Source organism: Steroidobacter sp. (assembly GCF_036402275.1).
Taxonomy (GTDB): Bacteria; Pseudomonadota; Gammaproteobacteria; order Steroidobacterales; family Steroidobacteraceae; genus Steroidobacter.
In genome coordinates, this window is record NZ_DASWTF010000033.1 from 315997 (window position 1) to 338689 (window position 22693).

The 22693-nt window shown below is 60.4% G+C and carries 25 protein-coding genes and 1 riboswitch; of the genes, 19 read left to right on the plus strand and 6 right to left on the minus strand.

Annotated elements, in window-relative coordinates:
* Positions 1 to 17: 17 nt before the first annotated feature.
* Positions 18 to 1451, plus strand: coding sequence for a HAMP domain-containing sensor histidine kinase (locus VGD45_RS16845; RefSeq protein ID WP_331156491.1), 1434 nt, complete (start codon positions 18 to 20; stop codon positions 1449 to 1451).
* 3 nt (positions 1452 to 1454) lie between these two features.
* Here the strand turns inward: VGD45_RS16845 and VGD45_RS16850 are convergent, their stop codons facing one another.
* The gene (locus VGD45_RS16850) at positions 1455 to 2297 is read right to left on the minus strand and encodes a secretin N-terminal domain-containing protein (RefSeq protein WP_331156492.1); all 843 of its coding nucleotides are present in this window, start codon (positions 2295 to 2297) and stop codon (positions 1455 to 1457) included.
* 182 nt (positions 2298 to 2479) lie between these two features.
* On the opposite strand from VGD45_RS16850, the gene motA reads away from it, so the two are divergent.
* From motA to VGD45_RS16920, 14 genes are all read left to right on the plus strand, one after another.
* Positions 2480 to 3337, plus strand: coding sequence for a flagellar motor stator protein MotA (gene motA / locus VGD45_RS16855; RefSeq protein ID WP_331156493.1), 858 nt, complete (start codon positions 2480 to 2482; stop codon positions 3335 to 3337).
* Between the two features lie 12 nt (positions 3338 to 3349).
* Positions 3350 to 4378: a flagellar motor protein MotB gene (motB, locus tag VGD45_RS16860; RefSeq protein WP_331156494.1), complete on the plus strand. Its 1029-nt coding sequence runs from the start codon at positions 3350 to 3352 to the stop codon at positions 4376 to 4378.
* Between the two features lie 230 nt (positions 4379 to 4608).
* Positions 4609 to 5091, plus strand: a complete 483-nt coding sequence (locus tag VGD45_RS16865) for a hypothetical protein (protein WP_331156495.1) — start codon at positions 4609 to 4611, stop codon at positions 5089 to 5091.
* Between the two features lie 11 nt (positions 5092 to 5102).
* Positions 5103 to 5276, plus strand: coding sequence for a hypothetical protein (locus VGD45_RS16870; RefSeq protein ID WP_331156496.1), 174 nt, complete (start codon positions 5103 to 5105; stop codon positions 5274 to 5276).
* Positions 5277 to 6876: 1600 nt separating this feature from the next.
* A complete protein-coding gene (locus tag VGD45_RS16875; RefSeq protein ID WP_331156497.1) occupies positions 6877 to 7302 on the plus strand; it encodes a hypothetical protein in 426 nt (141 codons plus the stop codon).
* A gap of 481 nt (positions 7303 to 7783) precedes the next feature.
* On the plus strand, positions 7784 to 8170 hold the full coding sequence (locus tag VGD45_RS16880; protein ID WP_331156498.1) for a hypothetical protein: 387 nt from the start codon (positions 7784 to 7786) through the stop codon (positions 8168 to 8170).
* 862 nt (positions 8171 to 9032) lie between these two features.
* Complete coding sequence (locus VGD45_RS16885; protein WP_331156499.1) at positions 9033 to 9455, plus strand: hypothetical protein; 423 nt, start codon at positions 9033 to 9035, stop codon at positions 9453 to 9455.
* On the plus strand, positions 9452 to 9811 hold the full coding sequence (locus VGD45_RS16890) for a hypothetical protein (RefSeq protein ID WP_331156500.1): 360 nt from the start codon (positions 9452 to 9454) through the stop codon (positions 9809 to 9811). The genes VGD45_RS16885 and VGD45_RS16890 overlap by 4 nt, the downstream gene beginning before the upstream one ends.
* A 315-nt stretch (positions 9812 to 10126) precedes the next feature.
* Complete coding sequence (locus VGD45_RS16895; RefSeq protein WP_331156501.1) at positions 10127 to 10588, plus strand: hypothetical protein; 462 nt, start codon at positions 10127 to 10129, stop codon at positions 10586 to 10588.
* A gap of 24 nt (positions 10589 to 10612) precedes the next feature.
* On the plus strand, positions 10613 to 11011 hold the full coding sequence (locus VGD45_RS16900; RefSeq protein ID WP_331156502.1) for a hypothetical protein: 399 nt from the start codon (positions 10613 to 10615) through the stop codon (positions 11009 to 11011).
* 368 nt (positions 11012 to 11379) lie between these two features.
* On the plus strand, positions 11380 to 11880 hold the full coding sequence (locus tag VGD45_RS16905; RefSeq protein ID WP_331156503.1) for a hypothetical protein: 501 nt from the start codon (positions 11380 to 11382) through the stop codon (positions 11878 to 11880).
* Positions 11877 to 12362 carry a hypothetical protein gene (locus VGD45_RS16910; protein ID WP_331156504.1) on the plus strand — a complete coding sequence of 162 codons (486 nt, stop codon included), beginning with the start codon at positions 11877 to 11879 and terminating at the stop codon, positions 12360 to 12362. The genes VGD45_RS16905 and VGD45_RS16910 overlap by 4 nt, the downstream gene beginning before the upstream one ends.
* Positions 12363 to 12778: 416 nt before the next feature.
* A complete protein-coding gene (locus VGD45_RS16915; RefSeq protein WP_331156505.1) occupies positions 12779 to 13300 on the plus strand; it encodes a GFA family protein in 522 nt (173 codons plus the stop codon).
* Positions 13290 to 13658 carry a hypothetical protein gene (locus VGD45_RS16920; protein ID WP_331156506.1) on the plus strand — a complete coding sequence of 123 codons (369 nt, stop codon included), beginning with the start codon at positions 13290 to 13292 and terminating at the stop codon, positions 13656 to 13658. Before VGD45_RS16915 ends, VGD45_RS16920 begins: the two co-directional genes overlap by 11 nt.
* 14 nt (positions 13659 to 13672) lie before the next feature.
* On the opposite strand, the gene VGD45_RS16925 is transcribed toward VGD45_RS16920, so the two are convergent.
* The 5 genes from VGD45_RS16925 to VGD45_RS16945 all read right to left on the minus strand — a co-directional run bounded on the left by VGD45_RS16925 (position 13673) and on the right by VGD45_RS16945 (position 18486).
* Entirely contained in the window at positions 13673 to 14407 is a 735-nt protein-coding gene (locus tag VGD45_RS16925) for a proteasome-type protease (RefSeq protein WP_331156507.1), read from the minus strand.
* 81 nt (positions 14408 to 14488) lie between these two features.
* The gene (locus tag VGD45_RS16930) at positions 14489 to 15289 is read right to left on the minus strand and encodes a transglutaminase family protein (protein ID WP_331156508.1); all 801 of its coding nucleotides are present in this window, start codon (positions 15287 to 15289) and stop codon (positions 14489 to 14491) included.
* 53 nt (positions 15290 to 15342) lie between these two features.
* Complete coding sequence (locus tag VGD45_RS16935) at positions 15343 to 16290, minus strand: alpha-E domain-containing protein (protein ID WP_331156509.1); 948 nt, start codon at positions 16288 to 16290, stop codon at positions 15343 to 15345.
* Between the two features lie 142 nt (positions 16291 to 16432).
* Positions 16433 to 17848: a circularly permuted type 2 ATP-grasp protein gene (locus VGD45_RS16940; protein ID WP_331156510.1), complete on the minus strand. Its 1416-nt coding sequence runs from the start codon at positions 17846 to 17848 to the stop codon at positions 16433 to 16435.
* A 245-nt stretch (positions 17849 to 18093) separates the two neighbouring features.
* Positions 18094 to 18486 (minus strand): hypothetical protein, encoded by a 393-nt coding sequence (locus VGD45_RS16945; protein WP_331156511.1) that lies wholly within the window; start codon positions 18484 to 18486, stop codon positions 18094 to 18096.
* Positions 18487 to 18666: 180 nt separating this feature from the next.
* Between VGD45_RS16945 and VGD45_RS16950 the strand changes: the two genes are divergently transcribed.
* From VGD45_RS16950 to rraA, 4 genes are all read left to right on the plus strand, one after another.
* Positions 18667 to 18966 carry a hypothetical protein gene (locus tag VGD45_RS16950; protein ID WP_331156512.1) on the plus strand — a complete coding sequence of 100 codons (300 nt, stop codon included), beginning with the start codon at positions 18667 to 18669 and terminating at the stop codon, positions 18964 to 18966.
* Between the two features lie 245 nt (positions 18967 to 19211).
* Entirely contained in the window at positions 19212 to 19547 is a 336-nt protein-coding gene (locus VGD45_RS16955; RefSeq protein ID WP_331156513.1) for a hypothetical protein, read from the plus strand.
* A gap of 159 nt (positions 19548 to 19706) precedes the next feature.
* Positions 19707 to 19793: riboswitch (cyclic di-GMP riboswitch) on the plus strand.
* A gap of 175 nt (positions 19794 to 19968) precedes the next feature.
* The gene (locus tag VGD45_RS16960) at positions 19969 to 22107 is read left to right on the plus strand and encodes a hypothetical protein (protein WP_331156514.1); all 2139 of its coding nucleotides are present in this window, start codon (positions 19969 to 19971) and stop codon (positions 22105 to 22107) included.
* A 98-nt stretch (positions 22108 to 22205) separates the two neighbouring features.
* The gene (rraA, locus tag VGD45_RS16965) at positions 22206 to 22688 is read left to right on the plus strand and encodes a ribonuclease E activity regulator RraA (protein ID WP_331156515.1); all 483 of its coding nucleotides are present in this window, start codon (positions 22206 to 22208) and stop codon (positions 22686 to 22688) included.
* Positions 22689 to 22693 lie beyond the last annotated feature (5 nt).

The window sequence follows — 22693 nt, forward strand, 5'->3', positions numbered from 1 at the left end:
TTCAGAGCAGCGAACGCATGACCGACTCCGGCCGTCCGGATGCCGCCGGGCCGAAGACGCGCCCGCGACCGCGCATGCGACTGTCCACGTCGCGGCTCGCCATGCTGTTCATCGTGATCTTCGCCGTCGGCGTCACGCTGGTGCTCACCGCCGTTTATATCCTGACGGCGCGCGTGCTCGACCAGGAAGTCGACGCGGTCATCAACTCCGAGGTCAACAATCTGGTCGACGACTATTCGCGCGGCGGGCTGCTGCAGCTGGTCGCGACCTTGCATCGTCGCGCCGACGGTTGGGGCCGGTCCGGCGCGGTGTATCTGCTGGTCGAGAATAATGGCTTCCCGATCGCCGGCAACCTCGCGCGCTGGCCGCAGGTCGTCAGTCGGTATAACGATTGGGTCGAGTTCGAGATCGACGCGAGCGAAGCCGGCGGCGCGGTGTCGCACCCGGTGCGCGCACAGATCATTCGCTTGCCAGGCAACCGCTGGCTGCTCGTCGGCACGGACATCCTGGATCGCAGCCGACTCGCCTCGCGATTGCGTACGGCCATGTTCTGGGGTGTTGGCGCGAGTGTGCTCTTAGCTACGTTGTTCGGCTTGAGCTACAGCCGGCGCATTCGCCGTCGCGTTCGTGCCGTCGCGGCCACGTGTGAGTCCATCATCGGCGGCGATCTGTCCCGACGTTTGCCTGTCGAGCCCGCGCACGACGAGTTCGATGCTCTCGCTGCCGCCGTGAACCGCATGCTCGAGACCATCGAGCAGCAAACAGAGATGCTCCGTACGACCTTCGATAGCGCGGCTCATGATTTGCGCGGCCCTCTGTACCGCGCTCGCGTGCGCATCGAGGAGTCGTTGCAACACGAGGGGCTCGCCGACAATGTTCGCGAGACGATGGAAGCCACGCTCGCCGAGCTCGATCGCGTGCAACGGACGTTGGGAACGTTGTTACAAATCGCGCAGACCGACGGCCGCGGCCGCGACGTTCCCACCGAAGACGTCGATGTCGCCGCGCTCGCCCGCGAACTGGTGGAGTTGTATCAACCCGAAGCCGGCAACAGAAACATCAGCCTCGACTATCGCGGCGACACGACAGCCACGTTACACGGCAATCGACAATTGCTCGCGCAGGCGGTGGTCAATCTGCTGGAGAACGCCATCAAGTACGTGCCCGACGGCGGCAAGGTGGAAGCCGGCGTGCGCACCACAGGCGATTCGGTCACGCTGACGGTCGGTGACAATGGCCCCGGCATTCCCGAAGCCGACCGCACTCGCATCCTGCAACCCTTCGTTCGCCTCGAACGCGACCGCGATCAAGTCGGCAGCGGCCTCGGCCTGAGCCTGGTCGCCGCCGTCATGCGCTTGCACCGAGCCACCATCGAGCTCCTCGACAACCGCCCCGGCCTGCTCGTGCGATGCGTGCTGCCGGTGCACGTCAAGCGACTCTCTTCCACCTAGAACTTACTGCGGATCCACCTTCACCCAGATCGCCAGTTCGTTGGCGCCGGTGCTGTAGTTGCGACTCAGAATGCCGCGATCGGTGCGGGACGAAGACTCGCTGACGCTGCCCAGTTGGATCCAAGTGCCCAGGCGACCCATCACTTGCGTATTCAACGATTGCGATTGGATGCCGCCGCCGGAGACGCGCTCGTCCTGTTGTGAGATATCCAGAATCACCTGATCGCCGGCGACACGCGGCGTGACCGTGAAGCCGCGTTGTAGATCGCGATGTTCGATCGCGCCCGCGACGAAGGGCCGCCGCCCGCCGCCGACTGCGACAGCGGTCACAATCGGCACGCTCGTACCCGTAGCAATGAATGCTGAGTTGCCTTCGAGCACCGACACGCTGGACACACTGGAGTTCTGTGTCTGCAGAGTGCGCTCGCCGGCGCGCACCGTGACGCCCGATCCGGAACGCGGCCGTTCGTTGACTGAAATACTCCCGTCGCCGGTGCGCAGCGTGCCCGACGCAGACGCCTGTTCGCGCTGAATGTCCTGCGCGGTGCTCCGGCGTACGGAGACCAACATTTGTCGCTGTTGCCTGTCCAATTGCTCCACCGCGGAGCGAAGCTGCGCGAGGTTGGCGCTGCTAGCGCGGACGAACAACTTGTAGTCCTGCCCGGTCAGCGCGCCGCCCTGTTCGAGCAGCGGTTGGAGCACGGGAATGATCTCCTCGGCGCGCCGATGCTTCAGTTCGATGACAGTCAAGGACTGCGCCCACACCACGGCCGCCATCAGGCAGGCGCCGATGCCGAGCCAGGAACGTCGCCCCAGCCGACGAATCTGTTTGCGTGAATCGCTCATGTAGCCTCGTTGCACGGGCTAAGTGCCTGTGCGCAGCTGATTAAACACCCGGCTCAGGCAAACACCTAAGCACAATCAGCGGGTTTGCCAGGGCCGTCGCGGCTCAAGCCCACCGGGATTATGCCGAATCAGGCTGTGTGCGGTCCTTGAACCGCGGCTCGCCTGTTGGTCCCGGAAAAGCAATGAATCTGATCCTCGGCATCGTGGTGGTGTTCGGCTGCGTGCTCGGCGGCTTCGCCGTCCATGGCGGCCAGCTCGGCGCGCTGTGGCAACCGTCCGAACTGCTCATCATCGGCGGCGCCGCCGTCGGCGCGCTGATCATCGCCAATCCGTTCAGCGTCACCAAGAGAGTGGCGGCCGGCATTCCCGCCCTGCTCAAAGGCTCGCCGTACAAGAAGGATCATTACCTCGCGCTGTTCTCGGTCATGTACGAGCTGCTGTCGATCGCGCGCAAGGAAGGCATGATGGGCCTGGAGCGCGTCATCGAGGAGCCGGAGAAGAGCGAGCTGTTCAAGAAGCGGCCGCTGATTCTGGCCGATCGTCACGCCGTCGAATTCATTCAGGACTACCTGCGCCTGATCATCAGCGGCGACATGGACCAGCATCAGCTCGAAGCGCTGATGGACCTGGAGATCGAGACGCATCATCACAGCGGCGAAGAGCCAGCTCACGCGTTGAACAACATCTCCGATGCCATGCCCGGCTTCGGCATCGTCGCGGCGGTGCTCGGTATCGTGAACACCATGGGCTCGCTTGGCGGCCCGCCCGAAGAAATCGGCATCAAGGTTGCCGCCGCGCTGGTCGGCACGTTCCTCGGCATTCTGCTCGCGTACGGTCTGCTCGGCCCGATGAGCAAAGCCATGGAGCGCCGCGCGCGCGACGAGACGGCGTTCTACACGGCCATCAAGACTTGCATCATGGGATTCCTGCAGGGTCATCCGCCGCAGATCGCGATCGAGTTCGGCCGTAAGTCGACGCCGGCGGATCTGCGCCCGAGCTTCAAAGATCTCGAAGCGCAGCTGCGCGGCAAGAAGGCCTGATCGGGGTACGCCATGGCACGCGGTAAAGGTGCGGACGGCGAGGCTGTCGCGCCGATCATCATCAAGAAGGTCAAGAAGCGCGGCCATGGTCATCATGGCGGCTCGTGGAAAGTCGCGTTCGCCGACTTCGCGACGGCGATGATGGCGTTCTTTCTGCTCCTGTGGCTGATGGGCTCCACCACCGAGGAACAGAAAGGCGCGATCTCCGAATATTTCAACAATCCGTCCGCAGTGCCGGGCACCAGCACCGCGCCCTCGCCGACGTCCGTGCAAGGTCCAGGTGGCGCAAGCACGAGCATGATTCAGGTCGGCGGCGGCATGGAGCTGCACACGGCCAGCGATACTCAAGACGCTCCGCCCGCGATGGATGACGATGACGACGACGCCGAGAAGCGTGCGGAAGAAATCGATCGTGAGCGGCTGGCTGCACTGATGAATCAGTTGAAGGAGGCCATCGACGCGCGCGAGGCGCTGGCCAAGTTCAAAGATCAGATCCTGCTGGACATCACTCCCGAGGGTGTGCGCATTCAGATCATCGATCACGAGCGCCGCTCGATGTTTCCTCTCGGCAGCTCGCGGTTGGAAGAGTTCACGGCCAAGATCCTTTACGAGCTGGCCGACATCATCAAGACGGTGCCCAACCGCATCAGCATCAGCGGTCACACCGATATCAAACCTTACGTCGCCAACAACTACAGCAACTGGGAACTCTCCGCCGACCGCGCCAACGCCGCTCGCCGCGCTTTGATCGTCGGCGGCTTACCCGAAACCAAAGTCGGCCGCGTCGTCGGCCTGGCGTCCAGCGTACTACTCGACAGCGCCGTGCCCGACAGTCCGGTGAACCGACGCATCAGTATCATCGTGATGAATCGCCGCACCGAAGAAGCCATCCTGCATGAGAACGGCACCCTGCTCGCGGTTCAGCCCGACGGCGCGTCCACCCCAGCTAGCGGAGCCTCCAGTGAGGAGGCTCCCGCCGACGATGCTGGTGGAAGTACCGCTGCCCCCATCGCGGCCGCCGTCGTCTCACCGGTCAGGTGACATAAGAGCCGACGCCGCTACATTTACGCTTCACAGCCCGAGGCGACTTCCGGTTCTGTGAATCAGTCGACATAAGAACTCCTGGGCGAACTGCCCAATATTGAACCCTAAGTCGCGAACAGATCGGACGGGGTTACACCGCACGTTTGTGGCATCCGGAAGTACGCCCCGTGCGGACTACCGGATTCGGGCGGCTCATACCAAGAGTGAGAGTTCACGGAGAGTGATGCATGGGAAGCGAAGCTAAATTTCCGGTACCTGGAACGGTGCTTTGGGCGGTGGATGTAGAGCTCGAGCGAGAAGTATTTCGCTCAGGCGCATCGGGAAAGCCAAACGTCGATTACCTGCGCTGGATCGACATCGGTGTCGATGACAAGGAAGGACGTATTCCGGAAGAGGAGCTGGAGATAGGCCTCAAGCCCGGTCAGGGTATCTCGTTGTTCCTGGAGCGCATGATTCCCGAAGGTATGGTCGTCATGGACGCGGCATCGTGGAAAAAACTCGACAAGTACAAGCGAAAAGAGGTCCATTGGTGGGGCATAGACCAGGGCCACCCACTGCCGAGCGGATTGTCACTGGTATACGATGGTAAGCCTCCCGGCCACTGCACGCTCACGATCACCAGACCCATGGCCATCAAGTCGTTCCTTAGTCTTGTAGCGTTGATTCCTTTCAGCAAGAAAGGTAAAGAGTTTTACGGCGCCACTCACTGATGGAACAAGTCATGAAAGCGATCGAACTGAGCGAGAAGGAAATCACGTATACCCTCATCGCACTGAGAAGGTACGAGAAGGCCCTGTTGGAGCAAGACGATGAGGAGATGGGAGATACGTTAACCGATCTCCTCATGGTCCAGTCGCTCATCAAAAAACTCAGTGCCGCGAAGCAAGATCGATAACGGAACCAGTTCAGATCACGCTAGCGAAGCGAGGTGCGGAGCGGCGCTCAGACTTGCGATCGGGTTGCTCTCGCCTCTGTCCTTGATCGTGCCTGCGCTTGCGTCTTGGCTCGTTTTGTCGGGACCACAAGCTTTCTGGGTTTGTGGTCTGCTTGTGGTCGGATCGATCGGAGCCGCTGGAATTAACAGTGCGCGTTCCAGCTGGAGGATCCCGCCAACCGATTCCATCCATATGACCCGATGCACCCGCCTTGGCGGTGGCATGGCTTCACAACTAGAAGTCAGATGATTAGGTTTCACGACAACGGCACGTACGACGCTAAGTTTCAGCAGGAGGTAGCCGTCCGCTGCCCGAGATGTCAGCGCCGCGCGTATGTGTTCGCCGATGGCAATGGCTACCGCGCCAATAGTGCAAAACTCTCGTGCACTTCTTGCGGGTACAGCGCATCTTGGGATCGCCGGAGCTACAAAGGTCCCGCTATAGGCATCGCGAAACGCCGATGCCGATATTGTGGACGGTGGCTCCAGAGAAAGTACTTCGGCTCGCCTCACACTCATGAGGCTCGCCTGAGGTGCCCCGGCTGCAACACGGAAATGCGGGAGCCGATCTCTTGGTCGCGTAGCTGGGCTTCTACGCCTTGCGATCCATATTTCGGATATCCGCTGTGGTTTGTCGGCGTAGTGAAGGGGAGCGTGTTCTGGGCATATAACGCAGCGCATCTGTCGTTCATACGAAATTACGTGCAAGCGACTATCCGTGTCCGAGAACCGAATAGAAATTCATCGCTGGCAAGCAGGCTTCCTCACTTCTTGCTGGACCTGAAAAATCGCAAGGCAGTCTTGAAAGAGATTTCCGTGTTGGAGAGAGCGTGAGACAGGTCGAGGAGCTGGGCGGGCGGCCTATCGAAAGCTCGCACAATCCGGACGCTGTGTTGGATTCTACTTATTCAGAGGCAAGCGAGATTGGCTATCCACGTGGAGAGAGCTAACACGCGCCTGCACGCGGTGTTGGAATTTCAGGGAACACATGAAACGACACGCGATCTCTTAGCACTATGAGTTGCGTACTTCGAGTCAGTGGTACCGACATGGAACCGACGGATCTGCTCGTTGGATGTCCGCTCGCAATTCATCGCATCTGGCGCAAGGGAGAGCCGAGGCGGCCTACTGGCCCAGCCTCGCAGCAAATAAATGAGCGAGGTGGCTTCGCTATAGTTGTAAGCGAGGCGGACGGCGATCGTGTGCGCCAGCAGGCTGAAGATGCGACAGCGTACTTGACGAAGAACGCCGTGCATCTTGAGGCGATTCTGTCCCATCCGTCTGTGGAGGAGCGCTATCTGGATTTCGCTTGGTGGTTTCCAGTCGATGGTTCTGGCCCGGCTGCTCAGGCCACCCACTTCCCGGCAGGGCTAATGGCGCTTTGTTCGAAGCTGAGGCTGGGTCTGGAGATGACCGTGTATGCGACGGCGGACGAACACCTCTAACACAATAGGGCCGACGCAGTGAAACCAACGCGGGCGTTCCACATGAAAACACGCGGGGTCGTTCTTGCTCTGCTCGCGTGCACAATGGTTTTCTGGAAAAGAAAATGGCTCCCGTTATGAAACATTCGCGTCGCCAGGTCATGAACACACCGCTCTTCGGATTGATTCTGCTCGTGCTTGCGGGAGCGGTCGTCGCCGGCGAGGCGGTAAGCAAACGCTATGAGTCCTTCGAAGTACGAAGCCAGGACGGAACCAGTCCAACGTTTATCTTCTCTGCTGCCGATGCAACATCGGAGTCACCGATCGTCATTTCCGTACCGGGGCGGAAGCTAACCGAGGCAGATCGACAACACAGGGTGGGCCTCCAGAAGTACTGGCTATCGAAGAATGTGCCGAAAGACTTTGAGTATCGGGTCCGGAGCCTCGTCGAGTGCGGCCTACAGCGTCCGGGTGAGTTTGCAGCGTGTGATCACTACGTGTTTGTCGATCCGAAATCAGAGCAAGAATTCCATTACTACATCTATGTGGGCAATTGGCCTTGAACCGGCCCAACAACGCGCTGCAGGCGACGCGCGAATCGGATTCGCCTGAGCGCGGACGTTATGTGGCGCGCGAACGGGCGGAGATACGTTCATGATAAGCCCGAAGACCTCGGTCATATTGGGCCTCGTCTTCTCGATAGCAGCCTGGTTGGCGCTTCTCGGAGGCTTCGGCTATGCCCTGCTCGAGTCGGACGTCCCAGTTCAGCCGGGGGATCTGTCGCCTCGCCGTTTCACGATGGCGATGAGCACCGGATATGCCTTTGCTTTTTCCGGAATCGGCTGTGTGCTGGGTGGCGAAGGTTTAGTCAAGAAGGTGGTATCCCGCTCGTGCACGCATCGCTGTCCAACTCAGCGCCCCACTGTTGCTGGTTATCGGGGCGGCCCTACTCTGGCGCCAGTTGCGCTCATGAGCCGTTGGCGACTGATGTACTGGCACTCCTGCAAAGATCGTTGGTATTGACCGCGACGTTGAGATCGAGCCATGAAGAAGACGGATCTCGTGCATGTAGTCGGACTACTGTTCGTCACGTTGGTAGTAGAGAACTTTCTTTCCGCATCCTGGGATAATTCTTTCGTTTCCGGTCGCGCTTGGTTTCCTGGGGTCGCGGAACTGGTTGAAGCTCTATTCTTTGTTGCGGTGTTTGTGCCGGCGGGCTTCGTGTTGGTGCGTCTGGTAGAGACGAAAAATTCCGCCCGATTCGCGGCTTGGTTCGGAGTGGCGTATGGGGTGCTGAGCTTGCTGCTCTTCCGTCACAGCACTACAGCGTCGAACCCGCTGGATGTGTTGTTTTTCTACGCAAAGTTCGCCGTTCCGGCGTGGGCGGCATGGCTCGGTGCAGTTATATCGGCGCGCATGCGGAGCGTGTGAGCATGCTACGTTAGGCGTATATGACTCATCTCATTACATTCACGAGCTCCGAGTTCGATCCGGTGGCGGAGGCGCCGAATCCGATCAATCCCATTGCCGGTGAAGGCATCCTCAACTGGCTTCGGGAGCAGCTTCGCGACGCCGGATATGAGGTTACGGCGCCGGAGCCCGAGGACTGGGGTTGGTACGTTTATGTAAAAGACCGGGAGAGTTCATGTCTTATCGGTGCGAGCTCGGACCTTGATCAGCCGGCGCCGAGAGAATGGATAATCCAGATTCATCGGAAACGGTCATTGACCGACAAGATCTTTGGCCGAAATAAACTTGCGGATAACGATGCGGTGTCCGCGTGCATCGAGGCTTTGATTCGAAAGAGCGGCGGAGCGCAAGACGTTCGGGTGAACAGGCGCGCCTGACAACGCAGCGACGCGCGAAGACGCGTGCTCCGGATTAACGGCGGCGTTAGACTGTCTCCAAGGATCCTGCCGTACGGACATGAGTGAAGAGCCCAAAGGAATCGACTCTGAAATCCACACACCGTGTGCCAAGACGGGCGTGGCTTCTCGCTTCGGCAGCGGCGTTGGCAGGGATTTGCGCCGCCATTGTGGCAGTCCTATTCGAGGGTTCGCTCCGAGCTGTCTTCGGAGGAGCTGCGGTCGTTCTCACTGTCACAGCATTCTTCTGCTTTGGTGCGACCTCATTGGAGTCCGCCAGTGGCCCGCCTTTCGATCCCGACGAGCCCTCACCGATTCCTCCTGTTCCGCAATCTCAGGTAACGCTCGTTTACAACCCTGAGAACATGCCAGACGAAAGCGACTCGACAAAGCCGCATGGCTCAGGCTGACCGCGGAACAAGAAATACATGAAACGACACGCGATCTTAATGACGCTGGCCGGCGTGAGCGGCTGTGCGACCACCACTGAACCGGAGCCCGTGTTCATAGACAAATATATCGGCGAAACGGGACCGGCGACACTGACCCTTGACGTGATTCGAGAGCTTGCGCTTTTGCCCGAATCCGGATGGGTGAACTCTGTCGACAAGAGGGCAGCCGACGGCAGGTTCCAAGCCCGTAAGCGTGGCCCGATCAAATATGAGCTCGAGCCGAACTATGTTGCATTTCAGGAAGTCAAAGACGGCAAGCACCCCAACGGGAAGTACTCCTGGCGCGATGGCGTCCTGACGATCTGCATGTTGACCCTGATGCCAGGCACGGTTGGAGACAAGCTGGCGTTCCGATTCGACTATGACACCTGTGCCGTTATGACGAAGGTTTCACGATGACGACTGCCTCGTTTCGCTTCGGTGAGGGCGACGTCCATGAGCTTCGGATGGAGTTCTCGTGGTTGGGGGCCGAACGGTACTATGTCGGTGACAGCCTAGTGTTCAAGCACTGGAGCTTGATGCCTTCCGGCAGTCGCGAGTTCAACGCCGCCGGTCATGCCATTCGCATCTCCATACAGATCGGTCGAAGGCAGATCGCAGGCCAGGCGTATGTGGACGGCTCGCTGAAATCGGGAGATCTCTTCCCGGAGCTGAATCGAAAGCTGCAACGACGCAAGCCATTTTGGGTTTACGTTGCAACCTGGCTCGCCATCGCATTCTTTTCCTTCACGTTGACTGTACTGCTTGGCGGATGAATCCCGCGTGAGAAGTGCGCGACCCGAAGTGGCAGATCTCTACGAGATCTCTTTCATTTTTTGCGGCATATTCTTCTGCGCGCGTTGTAACGCTTCTTCGCCTGAGTTCGGAGAAGTGAAGCCGTACTCCGATCTGGCGTACTACCGAACAGCAGAGCTTGCCTATGAGCAAGGTTGGCGGCCCACTCCCGGAGATGAGCATAAGGCGCTGTGTCCAGCATGCATTGCCCAACAAGGCCATGCTCGCGACGGCGGGCAAACGTGAAGCCTCTAAAAGAACATTGGAGCCGACGTGGTGAAACCAGTGCGTTCCACATGAAAATCGCACGCGCCGTTCTTGCTCTGCTTGCATGTACAAGCGCAGCGGCGCACGCCGAGGTGTCGGCATGTCAGCAGACGCTGAAGCCGATTCACAGGCCAGCGCCAGACTATCCCTCGTCGCAACAGGCGGAGCCGTATGTCAAAGGTTCGTCGTACATGCATGTGTTTGTGGCGGGCACAGTCACTGTAGAGCTCGTGGTGAGTCGAGACGGAACCGTTTCAGATGCACGAGTTATTCACTCAGTGTACGACCTCGTGGGGCGCAATGCGTCAGTGTACAAGCCTGGCCACTTCAAAGGATTTCTGGAAATGAACGTGGTTCCTGTTGTGAAGACCTGGCGCTTCTCTCCGATACCGAAGCCCTGTACAGGCGAATTCAAATTCACCTGGCGATTGCAAGATGAGCAGATCAAGCCGTCGCAACCGAATGCGCGCGAAAACGTGCGCTCCAACTGAATGGGATAGCCGACGGAAGAACATATGTATGCCAAGTCTTACTACTCGATGATGCTGCTCGGAATCTGTGCCGGCCTGTCATTTTTCGTATTCATTGGCGTGCAGATCGCCTTGGCGCGAATAGATATGGACGATCCTGCGACGTGGCCAAACATGGGCCCACAGATGGCGTATTTTGGGATACCGATGTTCAGCGCGTTTGTAGCGATCCCGTCCGTTCTCATCAACGTGCTTTTGGACCTGACGAAGCAAAGGCGAGTAAGACTGCCGATGCATTGGTTTTGGTTGGGCGCCGCCTATAGTCTGCTCGGAACCTCGTATCCAATGGCAGTGGCCGGCATGAATGGGACTGCCAGCCTCCTCATTGGGGGTGCGGCCGCTATCGCGGCTGCTTTCATCGTAAGACGGCATTGGGCGGCATAGTATTCGGCGCAGCGGGGCTCATCTTCGCGCCATCACCTGCATACGATCCCGGCGGTTGGGGGTACTGCGGACTATCTTCAGCTTACCCTGTCTATTTGCCAGAACCAGAGAAGGTCATTGGTGAGAACTACTTCTGCTTCGACTGCTATGACTGCGTTGCGGATCCTCTCGGAGTCCTCATTCTGTTGATGTACTTGGCCGCTGTGGTCATGATCTCAGGTGCTCTAGCTTCGCGAATAGGTGAGGCAGTGCCTGTAACGATGAGCGACGCAGTCATGACAATCCGCAGGGTATTTAGGACGCGACAATCCGGGTGGGCGGTGTCATCACATATTCTCCCTAACACGCCGCCGGCTCCTGGGGTGCTCGTGAGAACCTTTGGCAACTCGTTCTCATCCATTCGCGGCGCCTTTTATTTCGCCGGAATCCTCTGGCTTGCTCTGTTCGTACTTTTCGTGTCGCTCGACCGAATCCATGCAGACCTGCCGTCGCGGCTGATGTCATCGATCATTTACAGCTTGGGAATCGCGTCGATTCCACTCGTCGCGATCGTTCCAACATGCGCGTTCGCGATTCGAGTTGACGCCAGCTCTGTCAAACACGTTTTTCTTGGTCGCGTAATCCTGTCAGCTCGGTCGCTCGATGATTTGCGGGCGGTGGAGATCGGCTCTGGATGGGGAGCGGTAATGAAATTCGAGAAGCAGAGGCCCATTCGGTTTCTCGGGGCGAGCCTGCCAGAGCTTCAGTCCTTGTGCGTCCATTTGTCGAAGTTGCGACCGAATCAGATCTCGTCCTCGGCCGGACTGGTGGCGGGCGGACTGCTCGAGGTTGAAAATCAGATGCGCAAACGTGGGCGGCATGACACATGAGATACGCTGTAGCCCTGTTCATTGGCCTGTGCTCGATCGCCGCATTCGCCACCCTGCCGTTACAAGCGACTTTGGAGCAGCTTGCGAGCGACAGCGATCACATCCTGGCTGGTCATGTGATCGGCGTCGATATGGTCGGTGCGGACGGAAAAGAGATAAGCGACGAAACGGCAATGACCGGGCCGGGTCGTCAAACGAAAATCCGCTTGATCATCAAGGTCGACAAGGTCTTTTTCTCGCGCGCCAAGGCAGTGCCCGATACTATTCGGGTACCGCTCGATCCGATGATGCATTTCAGCTTGGGACAGATCAGAGAAGCTCATCGAGAGCCCTCCAGAACCATGCTCCTTATACTGAAAGGGGGATCCTTCGAGCCTGTAGTGCCCGGAGTATTCTTCCGCGAACTGGACGAAGCACAGAAGGCGCTGGACATTCGTGCGAGGGCGCAGCGATCTAACGATACAATGGAGTCAACGCGGTAACGCGCGACTGAAGGGGTTCATTCTGGCGCTTCGGCGTCGTTGGGCAAGGAGCATATGCCTCCCTCACAAACTGAATGTGTGTCGACACCACTCGAGGAATGGGTGTCGGCTATGTGCAAGCGGCCGGGTATGTATGTAGTGGACGCCGATCTAGGGCGGGTCTGTGCATTCATCGACGGATTCAATACTGCACAGGCTGGCGGCCCGCTGATGGGCCTGCATCAGTGGCTCGTTCTGCAGATCGACGGGGCGGACAACGTTTCCTGGATTGGCAATCTCGAGTGCCCGGTTCGGCAGAGGGTGGGAAACTCTGCGTCGCCGGAAGCCTCAATCAGCGCAGCGGGTGAGATTCTGGGAGAGTTCTTCAGCTACCGTCAGGCGAATGGGCTCACTAAAATCTTCAGCGACTACGCTAAATGGCTTCTCAGAAAGACTTGGTATCAAGGGCCGTTGCGGAACAGCCCAACAAGCCGTGCAACCCGATCGCGCGCGAAGACGAAGCCGCGCGCCTGAGCACAGATGAACTCGATCGGGTAGTCGGTCCGTTCGAGTTGTGTCACTGCAATCGTTGCAAGAAAGTGAGTGGCTCCGCGTTCATGGCGGCGATTGGTGTACGTCGCGAGGACTTCAGGTGGATCTCCGGTCGCGAGCTCATCAGGGCATTTGAGGCTCCGCTGCTGCAATCACCACCCGCTTATCGCGTGTGCTTCTGCACGGTCTGTGGTTCATGTGTGCCCGACCCCGAAGACAGTTCGGAGCTCTTCGAGATCGCCGCCGGATTACTCGACGACGATCCTCGGCTCCAACCGGACAAGCACATCTTTGTCGAGATGAAGGCGCCGTGGTTCGAGATCACCGATGATCTTCGGCAAATGGACAAGAACGCTTTGTTAAAGCACCGTCAGCAAGTTAGACAGACAGAAGAAGATGGAACCTAAATACATCGGCCTGTTATTGCTCCTACCACTAATTTGCCTGGTGTTCTGCGTGGACGCACTCAACACCTCCGTCGACCGACGTATTGGATTGACAGGCCTCGGCCCACTTGTTTCTCCCAAGCGCATGTTAGCCTTTAGTCGCATCCTGAGTGGTGCACTGCTGATATTCGGCTTCGGTGTCTTCTTGTGGAATGGGGATCCATGGGGCTGCGCGGTCGCGGCTGGTGGTATTGCACTGGGTAGCGCTCATCGCGCCCTCGTTCGCATCGATCAACGCCTCGATGAGTGGGTCTCTCAGGCGAATGCAAGCGCTTCTAACAAAGCGCCCGGCCGGACGATCGAAGACTCGCGCCGTTGAAAATATGGACGGCTTCAGCTCCTCCGCATCCACTCCGGATCGGGAATCTCGTGAAACGCGTGGCGGAGGCTTTCGCTCCAGCGAGTGCGGATCATTCTGAAGTAGGCGTGGTTCTCGTCGATGTTCACGTGGCTGTGGACTTTGAGCTCATCGCGTTTGATCGACAGCAGGTCCAACGGGACCCCCACCGATAGATTCGACCGGATCGTCGAATCCATCGAGATCAGCGCGCACTTCGCCCCTTGAGCCAGGCTGGTAGAACGTGAGATCACGCGATCCAGGATCGGCTTCCCGTACTTGGACTCGCCGATCTGGAAGTACGGCGTGTCCGCGGTGGCCTCGATGAAGTTGCCTGCCGCGTAGATACAAAACAGCCGCGGCTCTTCGCCGCCGATCTGGCCGCCGAAGATCAGCGACGCGTTGAACTCGATGTGATGCTCCTTCAAAGCATCAGCATCGCGCCGATGAATCTCACGCAGCGCTGCGCCGACGCTGAGCGCGGCCTCGAACATGTTCTTGGCGCCCCAGATGCTCACGCCCGGCTCGTTCTCGTGCTCGTGCAAAACATTCACGACGGCCTGCGAAATTGCCAGGTTGCCGGCGGTGAGCAGCACCATCACGCGCTCGCCCGGCCGCTCGAAACACGTCACCTTGCGAAAGGTGCTGATCTGATCGACTCCCGCATTGGTGCGCGAGTCGGACAGGAACACCAGGCCGGCATCGAGCAGCATGCCTACGCAATACGTCATAGCAATGACTAACGAATGGTCAGAAGGTGGGCACCATAGCCGATACGGGCCGCGCTCGACCAGAGAGATTGCGGCTTCTGACTATTGCTGGGCCGAGGTCGCGATACGGACCGCGACCTGCATTTCTTCTGGGCCGCCGCCGCGACGGACGCCACGAACTGGGCATGCGTCCAGGTAGTCGCGTCCCACGGCCAGCCGGCAGTGCCGACCGTCGGTCGGCATGCGATGGGTGACGTCGATGGACATCCAGCCTTTTTCCCGGCCGGTCCACACATCCACCCAGGCATGGCTGGCAATCTCGCCGTCCTTGTCCACGTAAAAGTAACCGCTGACATAGCGTGCAGGAATGCCGGCGCTGCGGCAGCAGGCTATGTAGATATGCGAATGATCCTGGCAAACACCCGCGCCTCGCGCGAACGCTCGTGAGGCCGACTCGTGGACATCGGTTGCGCCTTTTTCATACCGCACTTCTTCACACACGGCTTCAGCCAGACTGAGGAGTTTGGCTCGCATGTCGCCGCTGCCGTGCAAGCGTGGTTGGGCGAAAGCGGCGATGGCTTCATCGGGGCGCGTCAATGGCGTTTCGGCGAGGAACGCCAATGGCGAGATTGTTCCTTCATCGGACATTTCCGCGGCGTCGGCAGTCTCCACGACGCCGTCCACGACGATCCGGATCTCGCGATGCGGTTCGTCCAGCGTCAACAGATGCACGATGTTGCCGTAGGCATCCACCTGCGGGCGGCAGCGTCCGGGCACGGACATGTTCCAGCTGAGCGCGCGTTGCATCGGATCGCGACGAGGGGTCAGGCGCAGATTCTGCACGCTGCGTTTGACGGGCTCGCCGTAGCGATAGAACGTTTCGTGTCGGATATGCAGATGCATGTCGTTTCACCAACAGGGCATTCCCGGCTTCGCCGGGAATGCTTGAATATAGTTCAATCCGCCGCCGACACCAGGAAGTCACGGGACACGCGGTCACCCAGATCTCGCACCTGGCCTAGGAAACGAACGAGGTATTCGTGAAGCCCCATTTCGAAAACGCTATCGATGCGACCGAAGTGCAGCGATGCCTGCAACTCGCCGGCGCGTCTCTCGGTTTCCGACGACTGCGAATTCCGCACTGATTGCAGATGCATGTGAACTTGGGACATGCATCGTCGCAACGAACGCGGCATATCATCGCGCAATACCAGCAACTCGGCGACGCGTCGAGGCGTGATCAGATCGCGATAGACGCGTCGATAAATCTCGAACGCCGACACGGAATGCAACAGCGCGCTCCACTGGTAGTAGTCAGCGGCGCCGCCTGCCTGCTCGCCGCGAGGAAGCAGCAGGTGGTACTTCACATCGAGAATGCGGGCGGTGCTGTCGGCGCGTTCCAGGTAGGTGCCCAGCCAGGTGAAGTGCCACGCTTCGTCACGCAACATCGTGCCCTGGATGACTCCGCGGGCCACATGCGCGCGGTACTTCACCCACTCGAAGAAATTGCCCACTTCGGCTTCATTCGAAGACCGAAGTCCGGCCACGCGCATTTCCAACCACGTCGCGTTCAATGTTTCCCAGATTTCCGATGTGAGCGTACCGCGCACTGCGCGCGCGTTTTCGCGAGCACCGCGCAGGCAGCTGTAGATGCTCAGCGGGTTGTCGCGATCGAAGGCCATGAAGGCGATGACGTTCGACGAAGTGACTGCGTCATAGCGCTGACGGAACGCGTCCATCAGACCGATGATGGTTAGCGTTGCTACCCAGCCTTGCTCGAGAATCTCCGCGCCCTGCGGGAGCAGGGACATGCGGGAGTTCACGTCGAGCATGCGAGCCAGATTCTCGGCGCGCTCGGTGTAGCGCGCCATCCAGTACAAATGATCGGCCGTGCGGCTCAGCATGCTCGTACGCCCTGCGGGCTCCCTCGCCCAGAGAAGATTTTTTTGTTTCCCTCTTCGGGGGAAACGGCCCTGACCGGAAACCCGATCCTCTCCTCATTCCCCGAAGGGGAGATAAAACCCACTGGCGGCGTTATGCGCGAGCTCATCGCTCCAGCACCCACGTATCCTTCGTCCCACCACCCTGCGACGAATTCACGACCAGCGAGCCTTCTCTGATCGCGACGCGAGTCAGGCCGCCGGGAACCAAGGTGACTTCGCGGCCGGACAACACGAACGGTCGCAGGTCGATGTGCCTCGGCGCAATGCCAGCTTCGACGAACGTGGGACAGGCCGATAGCGCCAACGTCGGCTGGGCGATGTACTTCTCCGGTGAGCGTAGGATGCGTTGGCGGAAGGCGGCTAGTTCCGCGCTGCTCGCGGCCGGGCCGATCAGCATGCCGTAACCGCCAGCGCCATGAACTTCCTTGACGACGAGCTCGCCAAGGTGCGCCAGCGTGTAGTCCAAATCTTCTTTCCGACGCAAAACAAACGTCGGCACGTTCGACAACAGCGGCTCTTCGCCGAGATAGAAGCGGACCATCTCCGGCACATAGGGATAAATGGATTTGTCATCCGCCACCCCCGTGCCGATCGCATTCGCGATGGTCACTCGTCCCGCGCGGTACGCCGCAAGCAGGCCGGGAATCCCCAGCATGGAATCCGGCCGAAACACCAGCGGATCCAAAAAATCATCGTCGATGCGACGATAGATCACGTCGACCCGCTGCGGGCCGCGAGTGGTGCGCATGTAGACGAACTCGTCGTCGACGAACAGATCCTGCCCCTCGACCAGTTCGATACCCATCTGCTGCGCCAGAAAGGCGTGTTCGAAATACGCGCTGTTGTAAGCGCCGGGCGTGAGCAGCACGACAGTTGGATCGTTCACGCCCGAGGGCGCGACGCTTCGCAGATTCTCCAGCAGCAGATCGGGGTAGTGCTCGACCGGCGCCACCGAATGCAGCGCGAACAGCTCGGGAAACAATCGCATCATCATGCGCCGGTCTTCCAGCATGTACGACACACCGGACGGCACTCGTAGATTATCTTCTAGAACATAGAACTCACCCGCGCCCGCGCGCACCACATCCACGCCCGCGATGTGCGCATAGATGGAGCCCGGCACGTCGATGCCCTGCATCTCCGGCCGATACTGACCGTTACAAAGCACCTGCTCGGCCGGAATCCGCCCTGCCTGCAGGATCTCCTGCGAGTGATAAATATCGTTGATGAAGGCATTGAGCGCGCGCACGCGCTGCTTCAATCCCGCAGCCAGATGTTTCCATTCGGCCGCTGGGATGATGCGAGGAACGATATCGAAAGGAATCAGCCGCTCGGTGCCCGCTTCCTCGCCGTACACGGCGAAGGTGATGCCGACGCGATGAAACAACGTGTCGGCCTCGGCACGTTTGTGAGCGACGCGTTCGGTCGGAGTGCGCGCCAGCCAGGAAGCGAAGGTCTTGTAATGCTCGCGTACCTGGCCGTCGCCGGCATGCATTTCATCGTACGGGCTCGCCGACATCCGGACCTCTGTTGTGACCCGGCCGAGTCATTTCGGCGGGCGAGCCCGGGCGACGATGCCGCGCGGCTCGAGCTTGATGTCAGGCGATGGAGCGAAAAACGTGCCAGTCGGAAGGGGCCTGAGATTTTGCGTGATTCAAGGGCAGGCCAAGACAGAGGCCATCCATCATGCACCAACGCGAGGCCTGCACGGCCGGCCTCGCGCACGATGATGGGGCGGCTTTCCCCATCACCCTGATCGTCGATTTACGGCATCTGGATCTTGCCGCCGCCGCGCCCACCGCCGGTGATTCCCGGCACCGGTCCCTGCGGCACCACCAGCTGCGAGGCCTGCTGACGGCGCATTTCCTGGATCTGCTGGACCGTGCGCTCGATCGCCGCCTGCGCCGCCGGCGCGAAGCCCTTGACCGCCTCGGCCAGAGTGGGGCCTTCGATCTCGAAGTTGATGGGCACGGGGCCCATGTTGGTCATGATCTCGGCCTGGCCGATGAACAGCACCGGGCGGGTGGGGTCGGCCGAGCCGTCCGCGCGCACCGGAGACAGGCGACGAATTGCGCCGACGCGCCGGTCGGTGAAATTGTCCTCCTGATACAGCGCGTCGGCGTCCATCTGCGGGTCCTGATTACGATCGTCGGCCATGTGAAACCTCTAATGAATTCGCCCGCTTGCGGCGGGCTTCGTAAATGGCGTTGCCTTATGACAGTAGACCAGCCAGGGCCGCCGTCTTCAAGGCAGTGACAGTATTCGTCAGCGCCTCCAACGCCGGTACAATGGGGTCATCTTTAATGAGAGCAACGGGCCCCCGGCCCGAGCAATGCCATGCAGGAAACCGACAACCCCTTCAGCGAAGCCTTCGGCAAAGCCGTGGACCTGGGCAACCGGATCGCCGACACGGACGACAAGGCCGACATCTGGGACATCGCCGACGGTCTGCTGGCGGGCGCCGTGCAGTACTGGCTGTACTCGCGTCAGCCGTGCTCGGATCCGGAGTGCGAAGAGTGCCAGCCCATCAGCACCGCGCAGGGCCGCATCGAGGAACTGCGCAAGCTGATGCGCCAGTTCGCCGAAGAAAGCGAATATTTCCATTCGCCGACCGATCGGAACGTCGGGCGCGCTTAATCACGCGCTGCTTGCGAGTAAACGAAACGCCGCACTCGACACCACGTTAGTGGCTCATTGTCAACGCTGCGCGCATTAATTTTTTGCAGCAAAAAATAGTTCGCGCGTACGTGCTTGATCTGTAACGCGGCGTAAATGCAACAGCGGAATGCGACCGCGTTTTGCGATCCAGCGCACACCGCGCGAAGCGTGTCGCCCTTCACACTTTCTCCCGTGACCTCGTGCGGGAGACCGATGCGGTGGGAATGTTGAAGAACTTGAAGCTCAGACATCGCGCGTACGTGTGCGCATACAACTCGTTTCGATTCGCCGCGCGGCTGCGTGGCGACCTGAGCGAGTTCGCGCCCTCGATCGCCGAAACACTGGAAAGCGTGGGCGACGAGCTCGCCGCGCTGGCGCGGGACAGCTGCCCGAACGAGAACGAGCGGCGGCAGCTGATCGAAGGTTTGGAGGGCGCCCTGCGAGCGCTCGGTTTGTCCGATGCCGCCCAGGTGCACATCGTTTCTCAGCTGGCGCCGCGCATCATGGCGGGCGAGCCGGCCAGCGCGAGCAAGGAAGCCTGGACGCGCATGGCGGTGTAACAAAACAGTCTGGATACCGCCAGAAAATTGACCGGATGAGACATAACCTCAACGCCATGGCAGCCCGTTACCTGTCGCCAAATACACATGTCTGCTGAAAGCGACCGGACTGCTTGACTTATGGCTTAGGCGTGCCGATTATCGAAGCCGTTCCTAGTCGAGATTCCTGGGCAAACTCGCCGAAAGGCGAGGACGCAAAGCTTCCGGTCTAACGGATTCATTTCCTAAGACAGCGGGGTTGCCACGGGGCCGCTTACGACGGCGGCAACGGTTTCGCCACACAAGAAAACAGCGAAACCGCCGTGCACGAGCGCCATGCGCATACGCGCGCTCACTTCCCCGTCGAAATGTCTCCGTCAGCGAAGCTGCGTCCACCGCAAGCGGGCGGTGTTACGGCAGCGAAACGGGTTGGGGAAGAACAGTGGACGACAACACCAGCAAGGTTTACGTAGAGCCGGACAGCTCACAGCCGCCGCTCGTGCCCCCGAATGGGAGCCCGGGCACGCAGCTGTTTGTCATCAACCTGTGCGCGTCGATCGCGCCGGTGTCGACGACCGGAAGAAACATGCCCGGTCTCGAGAACTACAAGCTTTATCAGGTCGCGCGCGTCGAGGACGGACGCACGCGCCATCGTCTGCGCCTCGGCTTCTTCACTAACGAAGCGCATGCTGAACGCGTACTCACCGTCGTTCGCCAGCAGTATCCGACTGCGTTCACCACCAGCCTCGGCGATGAAGACCGTCGCTTTGCGCGCGGTTATCTGCCTGAACGTTCCGCCCCCGCTCCCGCTCCGCGTCCCGCTGTTGCTGTCGTCAACACGCCCGCGCCTGCTCCTGTTGCTGCGGCTCCTGCGCCTAAGGCCGCTCCTGCTCCTGTCGCTGCTAAACCCGCTCCGGCCCCGGCGGCACAGCCTGCCGTCCAGCCTGCCGTGGCCAAGCCCGCTGCTGCTGCCAAAGCGCCCGCCCCCACACCGAAGCCGAGCCAACCCGCGAAGGCTGCCGTCAAGGCTCCTGTCGAAGAAATCGTCGAAATGACGTGGGAGCCGGACGAAGAAACCAAAGCCGCGGTCACGTCCGCGTCTTTGCCGAAGATCAAAGCGTTGACCGAGGCCGTCGGCCTCGACGAGATGAGCTGGGACGACGAGCCCGCGCCGACGCTCACGCCAGCCCCGGCCAAGGAGCCGCTGGCTGTCGGTCTGTTAAGCGGCAAGTTCGCGGCGCTCGACACGACCAAGCTCAAGGTCTCGAAAGCGGCCACGCCCGCACCTGTGGCGGCTAAACCTGCCACGCCGCCCGCGCCTGTGGCGGCCAAACCTGTCACGCCGCCCGCGCCCCAGGCCGTGCCGCCGAAGCTCGATACGGCAGCCAGCGTGCGCGTGCCCGCCTTGACGTTCTCCGATCCCGCGCCCACGCCGGCCAGCGCGCAGAAATCGAACGCTGCGCCGAACGAGCCGTATCACGTTGGCAAGGGCGTCCGCATCGAAGAAGTCGACGCGTTCGAGCTGGATCTCTATGACGACGCGCCGGCAACGCCCGCTGCTCAGCAGCCTCCGGCCGCGGCGGCAAAGAAGGGTGCTCCTGCGAAACCCGCGGCCAAGCCCGCCGCGCCCGTGGCCAAGAAGCCCGAGCCGCCCGTGGCAAAGCCAGCGGCGCCGGCTGCGGCCAAGCCTGCTGCTCCGATGTTGAAGCCGGTGCCGCCCGCGCCGGTTCGCGAGTCGTCCCTAAAGCATCCCAACCTCGACAGCACGCAGACCATCCGCGCGCTGACGACGGAAGAGCTGAACGACGGCGCACAGGAAAAGTGGTTTGCGATTCAGCTGGCCGCGTCCGAGCAGCCGGTGAACCTCGACACCATGCCGCACCTCGATATCTTCGAGGCCTATAGCCTCTACTCCGTTGCCACCGCCGGCAGCGGCAAGATCGTGCATTCGCTGCGGCTGGGCTTCTTCAAGGAAGCTGTGTCCGCCGAGGCGGTCGCTGGCTATCTGAAAACATTCTTCGCCTCGCCGTCGGTGCTGCGTATCAGCGTCGCCGAGCAGGCGCGCTTCAAGGATGCGCCTCAGCCGCGTCGCGCCGATCCGGAAGAGCCGAAGAACAACGTCGTCGAGCTGAACAACGCCCGCGCCAATCGCGCGCCGGTGGTGCCGACGGTCACGATGGAAGTGGATCCTTCGGCGACGGGCGCTTTCCGTCCGAATGCGACGGGTGCCTTCCGCCCGAACGCCACGGGCGCGCTGAGCTCCGCCACTGGCACGTTCAAGCCTGGCGCCACTGGAGCTTTCAAGCCCAACGCGACTGGCGCGTTCAAAGCCAATGCCACGGGTGCGTTCAAGCTGAACGGCACCGGCGTTCATAAAGCGCTGGACACCAAGGTCGCGGCCAAGTCCGCGAGCCCTGCGACCAAGCGGTCCGATCCGACCGGGAAGCACAAGTCCCTGAAGAAGAGCTTGGCTGAAGAGCTGCTCGAAGAGGCCCGCGAAGTCGAGCTGTCCGAGAGTGGCATTCGGAAGCTGCCGCAGAACAACTCGTTGTTGTCTCGGCTGCTCGGCAAGAAGAAGTAAGAAATTCGCGGCGCGGCGCCTGCCGACGAGGCGGCGACTGGCCCGATTCTTCCCTGTCCGGCAAACTTCGGCGTCTTGATTCAACTCGGGACGCCGCCGTGGACATCAGAACCGCCGATCTCTGCGATCAATTCAGCGACGAGCTGGAAGTCTGCGAACCTCTGTTCGGCGACTTCGGCGGTCAGCTGCAATTCGGCGGGCAGATCGCCACCATCAAATGCTTCGAAGACAACTCTCTCGTCCGCGAGCTCACCGCCGAAGCCGGTAACGGCCGCGTACTCGTCATCGATGCCGGCGGCTCCATGCGCCGCGCCGTCGTCGGCGATCTCTTAGCCAAGAAGGCGGTGGACAACGGCTGGAGTGGCATCGTCGTCTACGGTTGCATCCGCGACTCCGCCGCCATGGCCGACATGCCCATCGGCGTCAAAGCCCTCGGCACTCACCCTCTCAAAACCGACAAACGCGGCGAAGGCCAGCGCGACCTCCCCGTCCGCTTCGGCGGCATCTCCTTCCGCCCCGGCGACTGGCTGTATGCCGACGAAGACGGCGTCATCGTCGCGCGCCGCTCGTTGATCGGGTAAACAAG